Source organism: Mesorhizobium sp. Cs1299R1N1 (genome assembly GCF_037179655.1).
In the GTDB taxonomy this organism is placed as follows: Bacteria; Pseudomonadota; Alphaproteobacteria; order Rhizobiales; family Rhizobiaceae; genus Mesorhizobium; species Mesorhizobium salmacidum.
The window spans coordinates 112821-131431 of the sequence record NZ_JAPYKR010000010.1 but is presented as its reverse complement, the minus strand read 5'-3'; the positions used below and the strand labels follow the sequence as shown (position 1 = coordinate 131431).

Sequence of the window (18611 nt, the reverse complement as noted above, 5' to 3'; positions counted from 1 at the left end):
GGGGATAGCGGAAGCCGCGCCTCCGTGCTTGGAAAAATGCAGTAAGGTCAAAGATTTAGCCAGAGTTTTTGCTCGCGCCAACAATCTGCGGCCTGTCAGACAAGAGAAAAGACGGTCCGTGGCCCAATCGTCATCGCCAATCTCAGGTGTCGCAGAGCGCTATGCCGGTTCGCTGTTCGAACTGGCATCGCAATCAAATTCCGTGGCCAAGGTCGAGGCCGACCTGAATGGTTTCGAGGCCATGCTGGCGGGCAGCGCGGACCTCACCCGGCTGATCAACAGCCCGGTATTCTCCAGCGAGGACCAGGCCAAGGCCATCGCGGCGATCGCCGACAAGGCCGGCATCACCGGCCTGACTGGCAACTTCCTGCGCGTCGTCGCCAAGAACCGCCGCCTGTTCGCGGTGCCCGGCATGATCAAGGCATTCCGTCAGATCGCCGCTGAGCACCGTGGCGAGGCTGCTGCTGAAGTGACGTCGGCGCATGAGCTGACCACGGCGCAGCAGACCGAACTCAAGGCGGCGCTGAAGAGCGTTGCCGGCAAGGACGTGGCCATTTCCGTCACCGTCGACCCGTCGCTGCTCGGCGGACTGGTGGTCAAGATGGGCTCGCGCCAGATCGATACGTCGCTCAAAACCAAACTCAATTCGCTCAAGCTTGCACTGAAAGAGGTCGGCTGATGGACATCCGCGCCGCGGAAATTTCCGCAATTCTGAAAGACCAGATCAAGAATTTCGGCAAGGAGGCCGAGGTCTCCGAAGTCGGACAGGTGCTGTCCGTCGGTGACGGTATCGCCCGCGTCTACGGTCTCGACAATGTCCAGGCCGGCGAAATGGTCGAATTCCCCGGCGGCATCCGCGGCATGGCGCTCAATCTCGAAGCCGACAATGTCGGCGTCGTCATCTTCGGCGCCGATCGCGACATCAAGGAAGGCGACACCGTCAAGCGCACCGGCGCCATCGTCGACGCGCCTGTCGGCCCCGGCCTGCTCGGCCGCGTCGTCGACGCGCTCGGCAACCCGATCGACGGCAAAGGCCCGATCAAGGCGATCGAGCGCAAGCGCGTCGACGTCAAGGCGCCCGGCATCATCCCGCGCAAGTCGGTGAACGAGCCGATGTCGACCGGCCTCAAGGCCATCGATGCGCTGATCCCGGTCGGCCGCGGTCAGCGCGAGCTGGTCATCGGCGATCGCCAGACCGGCAAGACCGCCATCATCCTTGACACGATGCTCAACCAGAAGTCGGTGCACGATAACGGCCCCGAGAAGGAAAAGCTCTACTGCGTCTACGTCGCCGTCGGCCAGAAGCGCTCGACCGTCGCGCAGTTCGTCAAAGTGCTGGAAGAGCGCGGCGCGCTCGAATATTCGATCATCGTCGCCGCCACCGCGTCCGATCCGGCGCCGATGCAGTTCCTGGCGCCGTTCACCGCCTGCACCATGGGCGAATATTTCCGCGACAACGGCATGCATGCGCTGATCAGCTATGACGATCTGTCGAAGCAGGCCGTCGCCTATCGCCAGATGTCGCTGTTGCTGCGCCGCCCGCCGGGCCGCGAAGCCTATCCGGGCGACGTCTTCTACCTGCACTCGCGCCTGCTCGAGCGCGCCGCCAAGCTCAACGACGACCTGGGTGGCGGCTCGCTGACCGCGCTGCCGGTCATAGAAACGCAGGCCAACGACGTGTCGGCCTACATCCCGACCAACGTGATCTCGATCACCGACGGCCAGATCTTCCTCGAAACCAACCTGTTCTTCCAGGGCATCCGTCCGGCCGTCAACGTCGGCCTGTCGGTGTCGCGCGTCGGTTCCTCGGCGCAGATCAAGGCGATGAAGCAGGTCGCCGGCTCGATCAAGGGCGAGCTCGCGCAGTACCGCGAAATGGCTGCTTTCGCGCAATTCGGCTCGGATCTCGATGCCGCCACGCAGCGCCTGCTCAACCGCGGCTCGCGCCTGACCGAACTTCTGAAGCAGCCGCAGTTCTCGCCGCTGAAGACGGAAGAGCAGGTCGCGGTGATCTTCGCCGGCGTCAACGGCTATCTCGACAAGCTGCCGGTCAACCAGGTCGGCAAGTTCGAGCACGGCCTGCTCAGCCACATGCGCTCGGCCGGCAAGGACGTCCTCGACGCCATCCGCAAGGAAAAGGCGCTGTCGGACGATCTGCGCGCCAAGCTGAAGGCCGAGATCGACGCCTTCGCCAAGACCTTCGCCTGAGCGAAGTGCAAGACGGGATCAGGTTTGAAGCATGCCTTCATTAAAAGACCTTCGTAACCGTATCGCCTCGGTCAAGGCGACGCAGAAGATCACCAAGGCGATGCAGATGGTCGCCGCGGCGAAGCTGCGCCGTGCGCAAGAGGCGGCGGAAGCGGCGCGTCCCTATTCGGAGCGCATGGGTTCCGTCCTGGCCAACATCACCCAGGCTGTCGGTGGCGGTGGCGATGCCCCGGCGCTGATGGCGGGAACCGGCAAGGATGACGTGCATCTGCTCGTCGTCTGCACCGCCGAGCGCGGCCTGTGCGGCGGCTTCAATTCGCAGATCGCCCGTCATGCCCGCGACCATATCCGCCGGCTTCTGGCCGATGGCAAGCAGGTCAAGATCATCTGCGTCGGCAAGAAGGGTTTCGACATCCTGCGCCGCGACTATGCCGCGATGATCATCGAGCGCGTCGATCTGCGCGAGGTCAAGACGCTCGGCTTCGTCAATGCCGATGCGATCGCCCGCAAGGTCATCCACCTGTTCAACGAGGGCGCCTTCGACGTCTGCACGCTGTTCTATTCGCAGTTCAAGTCGGTGATCAGCCAGGTTCCGACCGCGCAGCAGATCATTCCGGCAGCGTCCGCCTCTTCGGCTCGGCCCGAGTCGACGGATGGCGCCAGCGCCGTCTACGAGTATGAGCCGGAGCCGGGCGAAATCCTGTCCGACCTCATCCCGCGCAACATCGCGGTGCAGGTTTTCCGCGCGCTGCTCGAAAACGCGGCGGGCGAAATGGGCGCCAAGATGAGCGCCATGGACAATGCGACGCGCAACGCCGGTGAGATGATCAACAAGCTGTCGATCACCTACAACCGCCAGCGGCAGGCGCAGATCACCAAGGAACTGATCGAAATCATTTCGGGCGCCGAGGCGCTCTAGGCGCGGTCCGCGGGTCAGGGCCCGCGAACCGGACCGCGTGAGAAACAAAGGACGAAAAGGGTAAAGACGATGGCGAAAGCAGCGACCCCCCAGAAGGCAACCCCGAAGGCAGCAGCCCCCGCCAAGGCGGCCAAGGCTCCGGCAGCGGCAGCAAAGGCGGCTCCGGCCAAGGCAGCAGCAGCGCCGGCCAAGGCCGCCGCTGCCAGGACCCAGGCCGTGGCCACCAGGGCCACGGGCGTTGTCGGCAAGGTCCGCCAGGTCATCGGCGCGGTCGTCGACGTGCAGTTCGGCGAGCACCTGCCGCCGATCCTGAACGCGCTCGAGACCAACAATGTCGGCAACCGGCTGGTGCTCGAAGTTGCCCAGCATCTCGGTGAAAACACCGTGCGCTGCATCGCGATGGATTCCACCGAAGGCCTGGTGCGCGGCCAGGAAGTGCGCGACACCGGCGGCCCGATCGCCGTGCCGGTCGGCCCGGGCATGCTCGGCCGCATCATCAACGTCATCGGCGAGCCGGTCGACGAAGCAGGCCCGGTCGACGCGGTCGAATTGCGCTCGATCCATCAGCCGGCTCCGGCCTATATCGAACAATCGACGGAAGCCCAGATCCTGATCACCGGCATCAAGGTGCTCGACCTGTTGGCTCCCTACGCCAAGGGCGGCAAGATCGGCCTGTTCGGCGGCGCCGGCGTCGGCAAGACCGTGCTGATCCAGGAACTGATCAACAACATCGCCAAGGCGCATGGTGGTTACTCGGTGTTCGCCGGCGTCGGCGAGCGCACCCGCGAAGGCAACGACCTCTATCACGAGTTCATCGAATCCGGCGTCAACAAGAAGGGCGGCGGCGAAGGCTCGAAGGCGGCGCTGGTGTACGGCCAGATGAACGAGCCGCCGGGCGCGCGCGCCCGCGTCGGCCTGACCGGCCTGACGGTTGCCGAATATTTCCGCGACCAGGGCCAGGACGTGCTGTTCTTCGTCGACAACATCTTCCGCTTCACGCAGGCGGGTTCCGAAGTGTCGGCGCTGCTCGGCCGTATCCCGTCGGCCGTGGGCTATCAGCCGACGCTCGCCACCGACATGGGCGCGCTGCAGGAACGCATCACCACCACCACCAAGGGCTCGATCACCTCGGTGCAGGCGATCTACGTGCCGGCCGATGACTTGACCGACCCGGCGCCGGCGACCTCGTTCGCTCACCTTGACGCGACGACGACGCTGAACCGTTCGATCGCCGAAAAGGGCATTTATCCGGCCGTCGACCCGCTTGATTCCACCTCGCGCATGCTCGACCCGCTGGTCGTCGGCGACGAGCACTATGGCGTCGCCCGCCAGGTGCAGTCGATCCTCCAGCGCTACAAGTCGCTGCAGGACATCATCGCCATCCTGGGCATGGACGAGCTCTCGGAAGAGGACAAGCAGACGGTGGCTCGCGCCCGCAAGATCGAGCGCTTCCTGTCGCAGCCCTTCTTCGTCGCCGAAGTGTTCACCGGCGCGCCGGGCAAGCTGGTCGACCTCGCCGACACCATCAAGGGCTTCAAGGGCCTCTGCAACGGCGATTATGACCACCTGCCGGAAGCCGCCTTCTACATGGTCGGCGGCATCGACGAAGCAGTCGAGAAGGCACAGCGCCTCGCGGCTGAAGCGGCGTAATTCAAGCGAATAGCGAATAGGGAGTAGCGAATAGGGTAAATGTGAGCCGAGCGAGTTTTCTTCCCTACTCGCTACTCACTATTCCCTACTCGCTAGATAATCATGGCTGAAGCTTTCAAGTTCGAACTGGTCTCGCCGGAGCGCCTGCTGGTTTCCGCCGAGGTCGAATCCGTCGTTATTCCAGGCGCCGAAGGCGAGATGACCGTCCTGGCCCATCACGCGCCGGTCATGACCACGATCAAGCCGGGCGTCGTCACAGTGAAGAACGCCTCGGGCAGCGAAGAACGCTATGTCGTGTTCGGCGGCTTTGCCGATATCGTGCCCACCGGCTGCACGCTGCTGGCGGAATCGGCCGTCGCGGTGAAGGATGTCGACCGCGCCGATCTCGCCCGCCGCATCCAGGAAGCCAGGGAAGACGCCACGGACGCCAAGGACGACCAGGCGCGCAGCAAGGCCGAGCAGTTCCTTGGCCAGCTCACCACGCTGGAAGGCGCCATCCTGCCGGCCTGAACTTCAATTCAGAAGCGAAGTGAAAAGCGGGGCACTTGCCTCGCTTTTTTGTTTTGTTCGAGCGGCGAGAATTCAGCTATGGCGGCGATGCTGTAGCGCCGGCATCAAAGTCCTCTATCGCCTGCTGACTCGTGCCAGCTTCGAATGCCGAGGGCAGCAAACGCCAAAGTCGGGCCGTCCCGTCGCAGGTGGACGAGATGGACGGCCACGAGTTCGATCAACGTCTGGCGTTCGGCGTGATCCCTGGCGAAGCCGGTCAGATCGAACACCGCCGTCACGGTTTCGTTCGCCGGCAGTTGCTGGTTCAAAAGCGCAGTCAGCGACGCATCGAGCGGATCGGTGAAATGGCCCTCCGGCAAGCTCTTTCCGCGCGCCGCGCAGGCGGCGATCCAGGCTGCCACCACCAGCGTGAGATGGACCAGCTCGGCGCCGGCTTCGAGGCACTCGATAGCCGAGGCGATGATACGCTGCGGCAATTTCTGGCTGCCGTCATTGGCGATCTGCGCCGTGCGGTGGGCAAGTGCCGTGTTCGAAAAACGCTCGGCGAGCTCGGTCGTATAGGCTGATGTGTCGAGGCCGGCATCATCCGGCAGTGTCGATTTGGCCTCCTCCCACAGCGCATCGACGAATTGCCTTATCGCCGGATCGGCGAAGGCGCGATCGACCGTGGCGTGGCCGCTGAGCAGGCCGAGATAGGCGATGCCCGAATGCGCGCCGTTGAGCAGCCTCAGCTTCATGTCCTCGAAGGGGGCGACATCGCCGACCATGGTGACGCCGAATTTTTCCCAGGCCGGACGGCCGGCCGGGAAATTGTCCTCGATCACCCATTGGCTGAAGGGTTCCGTCATCACGGGCCAGGCGTCCTCGATACCAAGTTCGCCCGATATCCGCGACCTGTCGGCATCGGTCGTGGCCGGCACGATGCGGTCGACCATGCTCGAGGGAAATGCGACATGACCTGTGATGTGGCCGGCGATCCCAGCACCGCCCACCGAACCAGGACTGGCATCACGCAATTCAGCGAATTCGATCAGCAGCCTGTGCAAGGTGGCGCCGTTGGCCGGCAGGTTGTCGCAACAAAGCACGGTAAAAGGCGGCGTGCCGGCAGCCAGCCGCCGGGCCAGCGCTTCGGTCAGAAAACCATGCGCCGTCTTCGGCTTTCGCGGATTGGCCAGATCGTGGACGATGTCGGGATGCGTTGCGTCCAATCCGCCACCGGCCGCCCGCAAATAGGCTTTCTCGGTGATCGTCAGCGTCACGATGCGGGTGCGCGGATCGGTCAGCACCGTCAGTACCACAGCCGGGTCTTCCGGTGCCACCAGCAGCGAGCCGATGGAGCCGATGACATGCAGCTTCTCGCCGCCGCTGCCGCGCACCGCCAGCGTGTAAAGCCCGTCCTGCGGCGCCAGCGCGTCGCGCGTATCGGCGCTGCGCAATGACACGCCGGTTATGCCCCAGCCCGTCTCGCCGGCCGCCAGGCATTCATCGATGTAGGCGGCCTGATGGGCGCGGTGAAACGCGCCGACACCGAGATGCACGATGCCCGGTGTAACCGCACCGCGATCGTATCGAGGCGCGGCGACCTTGGCCGGTAATGCTGGCGCCGTGCGGTTGGAAAGGCGGCGGTCTGTCATCGGTTCGCGCACTCATCTCGTGAAACGGCTGGTTATGGAGCGGCTGGTATCCGGAGGCGGATCGCAAGCCGCAGAACACTGGCGGCGTAACACCGGTCGCGTTCGCCGACAATGCTCAGCTTTGCTCAAAACTCATCATACAACAATCCAAGTTTTGTATGTTGACATTATTTCTGCTCAACCCTACCGATAGGACCGGGAGGATGGCCGTGGCACTGATCAATGCGGATTTGCTGTTTCCAGCCGAGGCGCGTCCGCTCTCGATCGCCCGCGATCTCTATGCCGGCATCAAGGACCTGCCCATCATCAGCCCGCACGGACATACCGATCCGCGCTGGTATGCGCTGAACGAGCCGTTCCCCGATCCCGCGCAACTGCTCATCGTGCCGGACCACTATATTTTTCGCATGCTGTTCAGCCAGGGCGTGCGGCTGGAGGCTCTCGGCGTGCCGACCCTCGATGGTGCGCCCGTCGAGACCGACGGCCGGGCGATCTGGCGGCTGTTCGCGGAACATTATTACCTCTTCCGTGGCACGCCGACCCGGCTGTGGTTCGACCATGTGCTTGCGCATCTGTTCGCCATCGAAGAGCCGTTGAGCGCCGCAACCGCCGATCGCCATTACGACACGATCGCGACGGTACTGCAGTGGGAGAACTTCCGCCCTCGCGCCCTGTTCGAGCGCTTCAACATCGAGGTCATCGCGACGACCGAAGGCGCGCTCGACGATCTCAGATGGCACCAGATGATCCGCGACAGCGGCTGGGAGGGCCGCGTCGTCACCGCCTATCGGCCGGACGCCGTCGTCGATCCCGATTTCGAAGGCTTTTCGGCCAATCTGGATCGGCTCGGCGAGATCACCGGCTGCGACACCGGGGCCTGGGCCGGCTATCTCGACGCGCACCGCCAGCGGCGCGCCTTCTTCAAGAGCTTCGGCGCGACTTCATCGGACCATGGCCATCCGACGGCGGAGACCGCCAATCTTTCCGACGCGGCGGCGCAGGAGCTGTTCAACCGGATTCGCGCCGGCTCGGAAGATGAGCGCGAACGAAAGCTGTTTCGCGCCCAGATGCTGACCGAAATGGCCAAGATGAGCCGGGATGACGGGCTGGTGCTGCAGATCCATCCGGGCTCCTGGCGCAACCATTCGCCTGGTGTTTTCCAGAAATTCGGCAGGGACAAGGGCTTCGACATCCCGACGCGCACCGACTATGTGACCGCGCTGAAGCCGCTGCTCGACTGTGTCGGGCTGGAGCGTGACCTCACCGTCATCCTGTTCACGCTGGATGAGGCCGGCTATACGCGCGAACTGGCGCCGCTGGCCGGCGTCTATCCGGCGCTGAAGCTCGGGCCGGCCTGGTGGTTCCACGACAGCCCGGAAGGCATGCGCCGTTTCCGCGAGATGACCACCGAGACCGCCGGCTTCTACAACACGGTCGGCTTCAACGACGACACCCGCGCCTTTCCGTCGATCCCGGCCCGCCACGACGTGGCGCGCCGCGTCGACTGCGCGTTCCTGGCGCGTCTCGTCGCCGAGCACCGGCTGCGCGAGGACGAGGCGCATGAACTGGCGAAGGAGCTTGCCTACACGCTTGCCAAAAATGCGTACCGGCTCTGAGCCGGACGTTTTCGATTTTCAAAGGGAGGAAGTCATGTTGCATATTTCGAAATTGACGGCGGCCACGTTTGCCTTCGGCTCGCTGCTGATCGGTGTTGCCAACGCCGAAACCGTGCTGCGATCCTCGGATACCCATCCGGACGGCTACCCGACCGTCGAGGCGGTCAAGTACATGGGCGACCTGATCAAGCAGCGCACCGCCGGCCGCTATTCGATCGAGGTCTATCACTCGGCGCAGCTCGGCGAGGAGAAGGACACGATCGAGCAGACCCAGGCCGGCGTCATCGACCTCGACCGTGTCTCGATGGGACCGTTCAACGGCATCGTGCCGGAGACCGCCGTGCCGTCGCTGCCCTACATGTTCCGCTCGGTCGAGCATATGCGCCACGTCATGGACGGCCCGATCGGCGACCAGATCCTGAAGGCGTTCGAGACACATGACCTCGTCGGCCTCGCCTTCTACGATTCCGGCGCGCGGTCCTTCTACAACACCAAGAAGGACATCACCTCGATGGCCGACATGAAAGGCATGAAGTTCCGCGTCATCCAGTCCGACGTGTTCGTCGACATGGTCAACGCGCTTGGCGCAAATGCCACGCCGATGGCCTATGGCGAGGTCTATTCGGCGCTGCAGACCGGCGTCATCGATGGCGCCGAAAACAACTGGCCGAGCTTCGAATCCGCCAAGCACTACGAAGTGGCCAAGCATTACACGATGGACCAACACCAGATCGTACCGGAAGTGCTGGTCATGTCGAAGGCAAGCTGGGACAAGCTTTCGCCGGAAGACCAGGCGATCGTGCGGCAGGCGGCCAAGGACAGCGTCGTCAAGATGCGCGAACTCTGGGACGCGCAGGAGAAGAAGTCGCGCGGCATCGTCGAGGCCGCGGGGGTCAAGGTCAGCGAGATCGACAAGCAGCCGCTGATCGACGCGATGAAGCCGGTCTACGACAAGTATCTGTCGACGCCCGAGCTGAAGGACCTGGCCGCTCGCATACAGGCCGAGAAATGAACGGCACGGGCAGCGGACCGAGCAGCGCGGAGGCCCCCGCGCTGGCTTCGGGCGCGTCGGCCATGCGAGGCTTCTGGCTGGGTGCGGAGCGCATCCTATCAGGACTAGCCAGGCTGGCACTTTGGATCAGCGGCGCCGGCCTGACGCTGATGACGATCATCATCTTCTGGCAGGTGTTCTCGCGCTACGTGCTGAACCGTTCGCCGAGTTGGACGGAATCCTTTTCGGTGCTGCTGATGGGCTGGTTCATTTTTCTCGGTGCCGCCGTCGGCGTGCGCGAGCGCACGCATCTCGGCTTCGACGTGCTGCTCTATGTCCTGCCTGCCTCGGCCAAGGCGGTTCTGCGCAGCATTTCCGATCTCGTCGTGCTGGCCTTCGGTGCCGGCATGATCGTCTATGGCGTACAACTGGCGAGGCTGACCTGGAACACGGTGATGCCTTCGCTCGCTTTGCCGGGCGGCGTCAGCTTCCTGCCGGTCATCCTGGGTGGCGCGCTTGTCTGCCTGTTTTCCTTGGAACGGCTGGCCGGGCGTTTTGCCGGCCTGCCCGTCGACGCCGACATCCATGCAACCGGCGAGGAGCCCTGAACCATGGCACTTATGGTCCTCTTCGGCACCTTCGTGTTCCTGCTGGTCATAGGCACGCCGATCGCGTTCTGCCTCGGCGTCGCCAGCTTCGCGACGATCCTCACGCTCGGGCTGCCGCCGGTCGTGGTGTTCCAGCGGCTCAATTCCGGCGTCAGCGTCTTTTCGCTGATGGCCATCCCCTTCTTCATCTTCGCCGGCGACCTGATGGTGCGCGGCGGCATCGCCGCACGGCTGGTCGCGCTGGCAGGCTCCCTGGTCGGCCATTTGCGGGGCGGTCTGGGGCAGGTCAACATCGCTGCGTCGACCATGTTCGGCGGCATTTCCGGCTCGGCGGTGGCGGATGCGTCGGCGGTCGGCGGGCTGATGATCCCGCAGATGAAGGCGCGCGGCTATGGCGTCGACTACGCCGTCAACATCACGTCGGTCGGCGCCATCATCGCGCTTCTCATTCCACCGTCCCACAACATGATCATTTATTCGATTTCGGCCGGCGGCCGTATCTCGATCGCCGACCTGTTCACGGCCGGCGTGCTGCCGGGTCTGCTGCTGGCGTTGTCGCTGATGATAACGGCCTATTGGGTTGCCAGCCGCCGCGGCTATCCGACGGAGCCCTTCGCCGGCTTCGGCCGGGCCATGCAGCTGCTTGTCGCCGCCATTCCCGGCCTCATCCTGATCGCCATCATCTTCGGCGGCGTCAGGTCCGGCATCTTCACCGCGACCGAGAGCTCCTGCATCGCCATCGTCTATGCCTTCCTGGTGACGCTGATCATCTACCGCTCGATGAGCTGGGGCGACTTCGTCGCGGCGACGACGGCGTCGGTGCGCACCACCGCCATGGTGCTGATGATCATCGGCTGCGCGGCGGCCTTCGGCTGGCTGCTCGCCTATCTCAGGGTGCCGGCGGCGCTGGTCGCCTTTCTGCAGTCGGTATCCGACAACAAGCTGGTCATCCTGCTGCTGCTCAATCTCATCCTGCTCATCCTCGGCACCTTCATGGACATGTCGCCGCTGATCATCATCACGACGCCGATCTTCCTGCCGGTGGTCATGGCCTATGGCGTCGATCCCGTGCATTTCGGCGTCATTCTCATCCTCAATCTCGGCATCGGGCTTTGCACGCCACCAGTCGGCGCGGTCCTGTTTGTCAGCTGCGCCATCGGCCGCATTCCGATCTGGACCGCAATGCGCTCGATCTGGCCATTCTACGGCGCCGCCTTCGCCGTGCTGATGCTTGTCACCTACATACCGGAAATCTCATTGTGGCTGCCGGGCCTGTTCCATTAGGAGATCGCCACGTGTCCGTTAGTCCCGATCTCAAGGTCGAACGAAAACCCAAGCTTTCTGAAAGCGTGATCACGGCGATACGCAAGCAATTGCTGGCGGGCGAGATTCTGCCCGGCCAGAAATTGCCGACCGAGGGCCAGCTGACCGAAACCTTCGGCGTCAGCCGCACCGTCATCCGCGAGGCGCTGGCCAAGCTTGCCGCCGACGGCCTTGTCGAGCCGCGGCAGGGCGCCGGCGTCTTCGTCACCGAGCACATTTCGACCATGTTCGGCGCGCTTGCCGGCGACATGGGAGCCAAGGATTCCATCGCGCTCAACGTGCTCGAGGTGCGCCTGGCGATCGAAATCGAATCGGCCGGCCTCGCCGCCATCCGTCGCAACGCAGCGCAGGAAGCGGCGATCCAGGAGGCCTTCTTCGAGTTCGAGCGGATGCTGCTCGCCAGTCAGCCGACCGGACCCGCCGATCTTGCCTTCCACCGCGCCATCGCCAGCGCCACCAACAATCCGTTCTATGTCGAAATGCTCGACGTGCTCGGCCGGCGCGCCATTCCGTGCGACGTGACCTCGCCCTGGTCGACCGAACTGGTGCAGTCCGACAGCTACCAGCGCGGGCTGCAGCGCGAGCATCTGGTGATCCTGAACGCGATCACGGCGGGCCATGCCGAAGCCGCGCGCGAGGCGATGCGCACCCATCTCGGCGCCAGCCAGCAGCGCTACCGCGAGCGCCTGCAGGCGCGGCAGGCCTTTTACGCCAGTTCGGTCAAGGCGGCCGCCGGCGAATGATCCACCAGAAGTCAGGACAGAGATGAGCCAGAACCACACCGACTACACATCGCGCTTCGCCATCGACCCGGCCGCCGCCGCCGCCATGGGAACGGACGAACTGCGCCATAATTTCCACATCGAAGACCTCTTCCAGCCCGGCCGCGTCAGCCTGACCTATACCCACTACGATCGCATGATCGTCGGCGGCGCCGTGCCGGTGGCGACGGCATTGCCGTTGGAAGCGATCAAGCCGACCGGCACCAAAGGTTTTCTCGACCGGCGCGAAATGATCGCCGTCAACATCGGCGGCGCCGGCTCGATCGAAGCTGGCGGCCAGTCTTTCGACCTGCGGGCGCGCGACATGCTCTATCTCGGCATGGGCTCCAGCGATGTGTCATTCGCTTCGTCCGACAAGGCCGCGCCGGCTAAATTCTACCTGCTCAGCGCGCCGGCGCACCAGGTCCATCCCAGCCGGCTGATCCGCCTCGATGACGCCAAGCGCCTCGATCTCGGCAGCAAGGAGGCCTGCAACGAGCGCTCGATCTTCCAGTTCATCCATGACGGAGGAACAAAAACCTGCCAGCTCGTTGTCGGCATGACGCAACTGGCGCCGGGCTCGATCTGGAACACCATGCCGTGCCATGTGCATGACCGGCGCATGGAGGCCTATCTCTATTTCGACCTGCCCGAGGCGGCGCGCGTCTTCCATTTCATGGGCGAGCCGGACGAGACACGGCATATCGTCATGCGCAACGAAGAGGCGGTACTGTCGCCGGGCTGGTCGATCCATTCGGGCGCCGGCACGTCCAACTACGCCTTCATCTGGGCGATGGCCGGCGACAATGTCGACTACACCGATGTCGACCCGGTGGCGATGGACGACTTGCGGTGAGCGACCTCACAGCCTTCAGCCTGGCCGGCAAGCGCATCCTGGTCACCGGCGCCAACACCGGCATCGGCCAAGGCATCGCGGTCTCGATCGCGCGCGCCGGCGGCGCGGTGATCGGCGTCGGCCGCTCGTCGATGGAGGAGACGGCGAGCAAGGTCGCGGCTCTGGGCGGCCAATTCGAGACGGTTGCCGCCGACCTTGCCGACACGGGCGCGGCCGGACCGATGCTCGATCGTGTCTGGGACGAAAACGGGCCGCTCGACGGACTGGTCAACAATGCCGGGATCATCCGCCGCGCCGATGCCGTCGACCTGACGGAGACCGATTGGGACGATGTCATCGACGTCAATTTGAAGGCGGCCTTCCTGCTCTGCCAGGCCTTTGCGCGGCGCGTCCTTGCCGGCGGTCGCCGGGGCAAGATCGTCAACATCGCGTCGGTGCTGAGTTTCCAGGGCGGCATCCGCGTTGCGTCCTACACGGCGTCAAAGCATGGCCTGCTCGGCATCACCCGTCTGCTCGCCTGCGAATGGGCGGCGAAAGGCATCAACGTCAACGGCATAGCGCCGGGCTATATCGAGACCAACAACACGCAGGCGCTGCGCGCCGATCCCGACCGCAGTGCGGCCATCCTCGGCCGCATTCCCGCCGGCCGCTGGGGCGAGCCCGGAGACATTGGCGATGCCGCCGTCTTCCTGCTGGCGCCGGCCTCGAACTACATGCATGGCGCGGTGGTGCCGGTGGACGGCGGCTGGCTGGCGCGGTGAGGAGATGACAATGACCGAGCCGAAGATTTTCGCGCAAGCCGGCGAGACTGCCTGGACTCCGACCCCGGACGGCAATCGCCGGCGCGTGCTCCTATCCACCGACGAGCTGATGATGGTCGAGTTCGGCTTCGACAAGGGCGGCGTCGGCGCGCTGCATTCGCACCCGCATGTCCAGGCAAGCTATGTCGCCGAAGGCCGTTTCGAGGTGACCATCGACGGACGGACCGAAATCCTGGAGACCGGCGGCAGCTTCATCATTCCCTCCGGGCTGGTGCACGGCGTCAGGGCGCTGGAGGCCGGGCGTCTGGTCGACAGTTTTGCGCCGCACCGCGCCGATTTTCTCGCCTGAGGCCGCCAACGATTTCTCGGCCAATGAAAAACCCGCGCCTCCAGGGAAGCGCGGGTTTGTTGCCTGGGCGCCAGAGCGTCTCTCCGTTTCACAGAAACGGCGAAACGTTCTATCTCTGTCTGACGCAATTCCGGACGGAAAACCGTTTCACACTTTTCCTGGAATTGCTCCAATGCGCCGCGGTACTCAAAACATCACCGCAGGACCGGAAACCTGCCGCATCATGGTGAAAATAAACTTAACACCGGCGGACTCGTCACAAGATGGCGTCGATCCCGCAAGGAGACAGCCGCACCTCGTCAGGTGATGCGCTTGAGCAGCCCGAAAAGCCGTTCGAACGTCTTGCCATAGGGCGGCCGCAGAAGGGCTCCCGCGCTCAAGCGCGACTGCAGGAAGACCGGCTTCTCCTTGCTGAAGGTGCGGAAACCCCATTCTCCGTGATAGGCGCCCATGCCGCTCGCGCCGACGCCGCCGAAGGGCTGGTTCTCCTGCACCAGATGCAGCATGCAGTCGTTGATGGTGACGCCGCCGGCGACGGTCTCGCGCAGGATGCGCTGGCGGTTGGTGCTGTCGTTGCCGAACCAGTAGAGCGCCAGCGGCCGGTCGGCCCGGTTCACATGGTCGATCGCGTCGTCGACCGTGGCGTATTCGACGATCGGCAGCACCGGGCCGAAAATCTCCTCGCGCATCAGCCGCAGGTCGGGGCCGGCGTTGCTGACCAGGGTCGGCAAAAGCTTCCGGCCCGCGGTGCCGAGCTCTTCGCCGGCCGGGTTGATCTCGGTGACATCGGCGCCGGCCTCGCGGGCTTCCGCGATCATGGCGCACAGGCGCTGGTAATGCCGATCGCTGATGATGGCGGTATAGTCGGGGTTGTCGCGCAGCGTGGGGTAGAGCCGCGCCACGGCGATTGCGAGCTTCGCGGCGACCGTGCCTGCCTGTCCCTTGGGCACCAACAGGTAGTCCGGCGCGATGCAGGTCTGCCCGGCATTCAACAGCTTGCCATAGGCGACGCTGGCTGTTGCCGTGTCGAGATCGCAGGAGGCGTCGAGGATCGCCGGCGACTTGCCGCCGAGTTCGAGCGTGACCGGGGTCAGGTTGGCGGCGGCGGCGATCGCGACCTGGCGACCGACCGCGGTCGAACCGGTGAACAGAAGGTGGTCGAACGGCATCGAGACGAAGGCCTTGCCCATCTCGGCATCGCCGGTGACGACGCTGAGCTCATCCGGGGCGAAGTGCTCGCCGGCCAGTCTGGCCAGCAGTTCCGAGAAAGCAGGCGTCAGTTCGGAGGGTTTTACCAGGACGCGGTTGCCGGCGGCGAGCGCTGCCGTGACCGGCGCGACGGCGAGCTGAAAGGGGTAGTTCCAGGGCGATACGATGCCGACCACCCCAAGCGGCTGCGGCAGAAGGCGGTTTTTGCCCGGCAGGAAGGGCAAGGTGGTGGCGACACGACGCTCCCGCATCCAGCCGCCGACATGCGCAAGGGCATGGCGAATGCCGGCGCGCACGACAAACAGTTCCGCAAGCCGCGTCTCGTGCGCCGAGCGGCCGCCGAAGTCGGCGTCGATCGCGGCGCAGATCTCAGTCTCGTGCTGCTCGGTCAGCGCCAGCAGGCGCTTGAGGCGGTCCTTACGAAGGCCAAGGTCGGCAAAGGGCTGCTTCTCGAAGGCGGCACGCTGCAACCGGAACCGTTCGCCGAGGACATCCTGTCTGGTCTGCAGCATCGCACCCTCCCTGGCATGTCGGGTCGAGCTTACATCGTGGCGCCGAGGAATCCAGCAGGGCGCAGATACCGCAGGGGAAGCGCGATCTCACACAGGGGCAGAGAACGAGCCGGCCCTGTTGCGGCCCGGTGACGGCTGCGCTACTCCAGGGCATCACACGGAGAGTCTCTTGATCGGTTCCCACATCCTCTCCAATCCCCGAAAAACCGCTCCCAGCCAGGCGGCAGCGTGATGCAGGCACAGGCGGCGAGCATCCGGGCCGAGGATCCCAAGCGGCGCGTCCTGAAGGACGTGTTCGGCTTCGACGATTTCCGGCCCGGCCAGGCCGACGTCATGGACGCTCTGCTCGGCGGGCGCCATGTGCTGGCCGTCATGCCGACGGGGGCCGGAAAATCGCTTTGCTACCAGGTTCCGGCGCTGGTCCTGGGCGGGCTCACCCTCGTCGTCTCGCCGCTGGTCGCGCTGATGCAGGACCAGGTCGCGGCGCTGCGGCTTGCCGGCGTCGCCGCCGATACGATCAATTCCTCGCTCGACCGCGAGGCCAATGTCGCGGCCTGGCGCCGTGTGGCGTCGGGCCAGACGCGGTTGCTCTACGTAGCGCCGGAGCGGTTGATGACCGAGCGCATGCTCGAGGCGCTTTCCAGGCTCGACGTCAGCCTGATCGCCATCGACGAGGCGCATTGCATCTCGCAATGGGGCCCGGCATTCCGGCCTGAATATGAAGACCTGTCGCGGTTGCGCGGCATCTTCGCCAATGTGCCGATCATCGCGGTGACGGCGACGGCCGACGAGAGCACGCGCACCGATATCGCCGCCCGGCTGTTCGCCGAGCGGGTCGAAACCCTGGTGCTGGGTTTCGACCGGCCCAACATCAAGCTGGCCATCGCGCCCAAGCAGGACAGCAAGCGCCAGCTGCTCGGCTTCATCGAGCGCCATGCGGGCAAGAGCGGCATCATCTATTGCCTGTCGCGCAAGAAGACCGAGGAGATGGCAGCCTTCCTCGAGAAGAACGGCGTCAGGGCGCTTGCCTATCACGCCGGCATGAGCAAGGAGGCGCGTGAGGCCAATCAAAACGCCTTCATGACCTTGTCCGGCGTCGTCATGGTGGCGACCATCGCCTTCGGCATGGGCATCGACAAACCCGACGTCGCCTATGTCTTCCACACCGATATGCCGGGCAGCCTGGAAGCCTATTATCAGGAAATCGGCCGCGCCGGCCGCGACGGACGCGAGGCCGAGGCGCATATGCTTTACGGTCTTGGCGACATCCGCATGCGACGGCTGTTCATCGACGACGAGGACGCCTCGCCCGAGCACAAGAGACGATCGCACCGCCGGCTCGACACGCTGATCGGCTATTGCGAAACGGCGCAGTGCCGGCGCCAGGTGCTGCTCGGCTATTTCGGCGAAGAGGCTCAAGCCTGCGGCAATTGCGACAACTGCCTCGATCAGGCGCCGCGCGCCGATGGCAGTGACGAGGCGCGGAAAATCCTTGCGGCGGTCGCGCAGAGCGGCGAGCGCTTCGGCGCGGCCCATGTCATCGACATCCTGCTTGGCCACGAGACCGAGAAGGTGCTGGCCAGAGGCCATCAAACGGTGAGCAGCTTTGGCACCGGCGCCGCGCACAGGAAGACAGTGTGGCTGTCGCTGATCCGGCAACTGGTCGCCGGTGGGTTCCTGATGCCGGATCCCGAGGGTCATGGCGGTCTCGCCATCTCCGAAAGCGGCCGCGCGCTCGGCCGCGGCGAGGGTGCATTCCAGTATCGCGTCGAGACGCGGGATCCTCTCGCGCGTGGCAGGAAGCGTTCCGGGGAAGGCTCCGCCGCCGGCGCCGAGGGCGTGGACGCCTCGCTGCTGGCAGCGCTCAAGGCGTTGCGGCTGCGGCTCGCCAAGGAGCGCCAAGTGCCGGCCTATGTGGTGTTTTCCGACCGCACGCTGATCGACATGGCCGACCGCCGCCCGCGCGACCTCGACGCCTTCGCCGAGGTGAACGGCGTGGGAGGGGCGAAGCTCAAGGAGTTCGGCGCGGTTTTTCTGAGCGTGATTGCGGGGCATCAGGCTGGCAGATCGGCGTGAGGCCCGTTAGGCCGTTTGCGACTGCGGATGGCAGCGCCAGTGGTGCGCTCCACATTAACTTACGACCTATCGCAACAGTTCTCGGGCAAATACCGGACGATCGAGGGCGGGTGGGGCGCCTGAATTCGTGACGGCCATCAGCGGCGGTCGGCTGAGCCTATCATAGAATGTCACGTAGTAATGGCATAAAGGCGGATTCGAAACCCATCCACACCATCCGCCTGACCCACAGCACGGTGGAATGGTGAGATTTACCAAGCTTTGCCAAATGCGACACATGCAGTGGATGGAGACCGTTCCGTCATCTATGCGCGGCAAAGGCACCTGCAAGCATCCACTTAGCTTCAGGTAGCCAACGATAATGAGTTCCATTAGAGTCCGTTTGGGCCGACACTCCTATGACTGTTAGCCATCGACTGAACTTCCCTGGGGGATCTATGCCGCAAACAATCATGGACTGGGCTGCGCTTATCTCCGCAGTCTGTGCTATCGCCGGAGTTCCCTTCCTTTTCTTTAAAGCGAGGCAGAGGAAGAAGAGCATCAACCATATCGTGTCCGGTTCTCGGAATATTCAGATTGGTGGTCATGGGAGCACGGTCAATTCCGTTGTGGATGGCGACAGTAACGA

At 64.4% G+C, this 18611-nt stretch carries 16 protein-coding genes; 14 read left to right on the top strand and 2 right to left on the bottom strand.

The features are described from left to right. Positions 1-118 precede the first annotated feature (118 nt). The 5 genes from O7A70_RS22315 to O7A70_RS22295 all read left to right on the top strand — a co-directional run bounded on the left by O7A70_RS22315 (position 119) and on the right by O7A70_RS22295 (position 5287). On the top strand, positions 119-679 hold the full coding sequence (locus tag O7A70_RS22315) for a F0F1 ATP synthase subunit delta (protein WP_337142373.1): 561 nt from the start codon (positions 119-121) through the stop codon (positions 677-679). Continuing rightward, the gene (atpA, locus tag O7A70_RS22310; RefSeq protein WP_027145125.1) at positions 679-2208 is read left to right on the top strand and encodes a F0F1 ATP synthase subunit alpha; all 1530 of its coding nucleotides are present in this window, start codon (positions 679-681) and stop codon (positions 2206-2208) included. Before O7A70_RS22315 ends, atpA begins: the two co-directional genes overlap by 1 nt. Before the next feature lie 31 nt (positions 2209-2239). Further along, positions 2240-3127 carry a F0F1 ATP synthase subunit gamma gene (locus O7A70_RS22305; RefSeq protein WP_140503875.1) on the top strand — a complete coding sequence of 296 codons (888 nt, stop codon included), beginning with the start codon at positions 2240-2242 and terminating at the stop codon, positions 3125-3127. Between the two features lie 69 nt (positions 3128-3196). Continuing rightward, positions 3197-4777, top strand: a complete 1581-nt coding sequence (gene atpD, locus O7A70_RS22300) for a F0F1 ATP synthase subunit beta (protein WP_337142372.1) — start codon at positions 3197-3199, stop codon at positions 4775-4777. 102 nt (positions 4778-4879) lie between these two features. Beyond that, a complete protein-coding gene (locus O7A70_RS22295; protein ID WP_337142371.1) occupies positions 4880-5287 on the top strand; it encodes a F0F1 ATP synthase subunit epsilon in 408 nt (135 codons plus the stop codon). 104 nt (positions 5288-5391) lie between these two features. Here the strand turns inward: O7A70_RS22295 and O7A70_RS22290 are convergent, their stop codons facing one another. Then, positions 5392-6921, bottom strand: a complete 1530-nt coding sequence (locus O7A70_RS22290) for a mannitol dehydrogenase family protein (protein WP_337142370.1) — start codon at positions 6919-6921, stop codon at positions 5392-5394. A 203-nt stretch (positions 6922-7124) separates the two neighbouring features. On the opposite strand from O7A70_RS22290, the gene uxaC reads away from it, so the two are divergent. From uxaC to O7A70_RS22250, 8 genes are all read left to right on the top strand, one after another. Continuing rightward, complete coding sequence (gene uxaC / locus O7A70_RS22285) at positions 7125-8537, top strand: glucuronate isomerase (protein WP_337142369.1); 1413 nt, start codon at positions 7125-7127, stop codon at positions 8535-8537. Between the two features lie 34 nt (positions 8538-8571). Then, the gene (locus O7A70_RS22280; protein WP_337142368.1) at positions 8572-9549 is read left to right on the top strand and encodes a TRAP transporter substrate-binding protein; all 978 of its coding nucleotides are present in this window, start codon (positions 8572-8574) and stop codon (positions 9547-9549) included. A 62-nt stretch (positions 9550-9611) separates the two neighbouring features. Continuing rightward, positions 9612-10136 (top strand): TRAP transporter small permease, encoded by a 525-nt coding sequence (locus O7A70_RS22275; RefSeq protein WP_337142496.1) that lies wholly within the window; start codon positions 9612-9614, stop codon positions 10134-10136. A 3-nt stretch (positions 10137-10139) separates the two neighbouring features. Further along, complete coding sequence (locus tag O7A70_RS22270; RefSeq protein ID WP_337142367.1) at positions 10140-11420, top strand: TRAP transporter large permease; 1281 nt, start codon at positions 10140-10142, stop codon at positions 11418-11420. Positions 11421-11431: 11 nt separating this feature from the next. After that, positions 11432-12202, top strand: a complete 771-nt coding sequence (locus tag O7A70_RS22265) for a FadR/GntR family transcriptional regulator (protein WP_337142366.1) — start codon at positions 11432-11434, stop codon at positions 12200-12202. A 22-nt stretch (positions 12203-12224) separates the two neighbouring features. Further along, on the top strand, positions 12225-13076 hold the full coding sequence (gene kduI / locus O7A70_RS22260) for a 5-dehydro-4-deoxy-D-glucuronate isomerase (RefSeq protein WP_337142365.1): 852 nt from the start codon (positions 12225-12227) through the stop codon (positions 13074-13076). Beyond that, complete coding sequence (gene kduD / locus O7A70_RS22255) at positions 13073-13837, top strand: 2-dehydro-3-deoxy-D-gluconate 5-dehydrogenase KduD (RefSeq protein WP_337142364.1); 765 nt, start codon at positions 13073-13075, stop codon at positions 13835-13837. The genes kduI and kduD overlap by 4 nt, the downstream gene beginning before the upstream one ends. Before the next feature lie 10 nt (positions 13838-13847). Continuing rightward, positions 13848-14186: a cupin domain-containing protein gene (locus O7A70_RS22250; protein WP_337142363.1), complete on the top strand. Its 339-nt coding sequence runs from the start codon at positions 13848-13850 to the stop codon at positions 14184-14186. A 299-nt stretch (positions 14187-14485) separates the two neighbouring features. Here the strand turns inward: O7A70_RS22250 and O7A70_RS22245 are convergent, their stop codons facing one another. Continuing rightward, on the bottom strand, positions 14486-15907 hold the full coding sequence (locus O7A70_RS22245; RefSeq protein WP_337142362.1) for a coniferyl aldehyde dehydrogenase: 1422 nt from the start codon (positions 15905-15907) through the stop codon (positions 14486-14488). A 231-nt stretch (positions 15908-16138) separates the two neighbouring features. On the opposite strand from O7A70_RS22245, the gene recQ reads away from it, so the two are divergent. Next, positions 16139-17983 (top strand): DNA helicase RecQ, encoded by a 1845-nt coding sequence (gene recQ / locus O7A70_RS22240; RefSeq protein ID WP_337142361.1) that lies wholly within the window; start codon positions 16139-16141, stop codon positions 17981-17983. The last annotated feature ends 628 nt before the right edge of the window (positions 17984-18611 follow it).

What these genes read in the sequence shown, in the direction of transcription:
- O7A70_RS22295 (WP_337142371.1), top strand. Translation starts at nt 4,880, where the DNA reads ATGGCTGAAGCTTTCAAGTTCGAACTGGTCTCGCCGGAGCGCCTGCTG.
- atpA (WP_027145125.1), top strand. Translation starts at nt 679, where the DNA reads ATGGACATCCGCGCCGCGGAAATTTCCGCAATTCTGAAAGACCAGATC.
- O7A70_RS22250 (WP_337142363.1), top strand. Translation starts at nt 13,848, where the DNA reads ATGACCGAGCCGAAGATTTTCGCGCAAGCCGGCGAGACTGCCTGGACT.
- O7A70_RS22305 (WP_140503875.1), top strand. Translation starts at nt 2,240, where the DNA reads ATGCCTTCATTAAAAGACCTTCGTAACCGTATCGCCTCGGTCAAGGCG.
- O7A70_RS22275 (WP_337142496.1), top strand. Translation starts at nt 9,612, where the DNA reads ATGCGAGGCTTCTGGCTGGGTGCGGAGCGCATCCTATCAGGACTAGCC.
- atpD (WP_337142372.1), top strand. Translation starts at nt 3,197, where the DNA reads ATGGCGAAAGCAGCGACCCCCCAGAAGGCAACCCCGAAGGCAGCAGCC.
- recQ (WP_337142361.1), top strand. Translation starts at nt 16,139, where the DNA reads ATGCAGGCACAGGCGGCGAGCATCCGGGCCGAGGATCCCAAGCGGCGC.
- O7A70_RS22270 (WP_337142367.1), top strand. Translation starts at nt 10,140, where the DNA reads ATGGCACTTATGGTCCTCTTCGGCACCTTCGTGTTCCTGCTGGTCATA.
- uxaC (WP_337142369.1), top strand. Translation starts at nt 7,125, where the DNA reads ATGGCCGTGGCACTGATCAATGCGGATTTGCTGTTTCCAGCCGAGGCG.
- O7A70_RS22290 (WP_337142370.1), bottom strand. Translation starts at nt 6,921, where the DNA reads ATGACAGACCGCCGCCTTTCCAACCGCACGGCGCCAGCATTACCGGCC.
- O7A70_RS22245 (WP_337142362.1), bottom strand. Translation starts at nt 15,907, where the DNA reads ATGCTGCAGACCAGACAGGATGTCCTCGGCGAACGGTTCCGGTTGCAG.
- O7A70_RS22280 (WP_337142368.1), top strand. Translation starts at nt 8,572, where the DNA reads ATGTTGCATATTTCGAAATTGACGGCGGCCACGTTTGCCTTCGGCTCG.
- kduI (WP_337142365.1), top strand. Translation starts at nt 12,225, where the DNA reads ATGAGCCAGAACCACACCGACTACACATCGCGCTTCGCCATCGACCCG.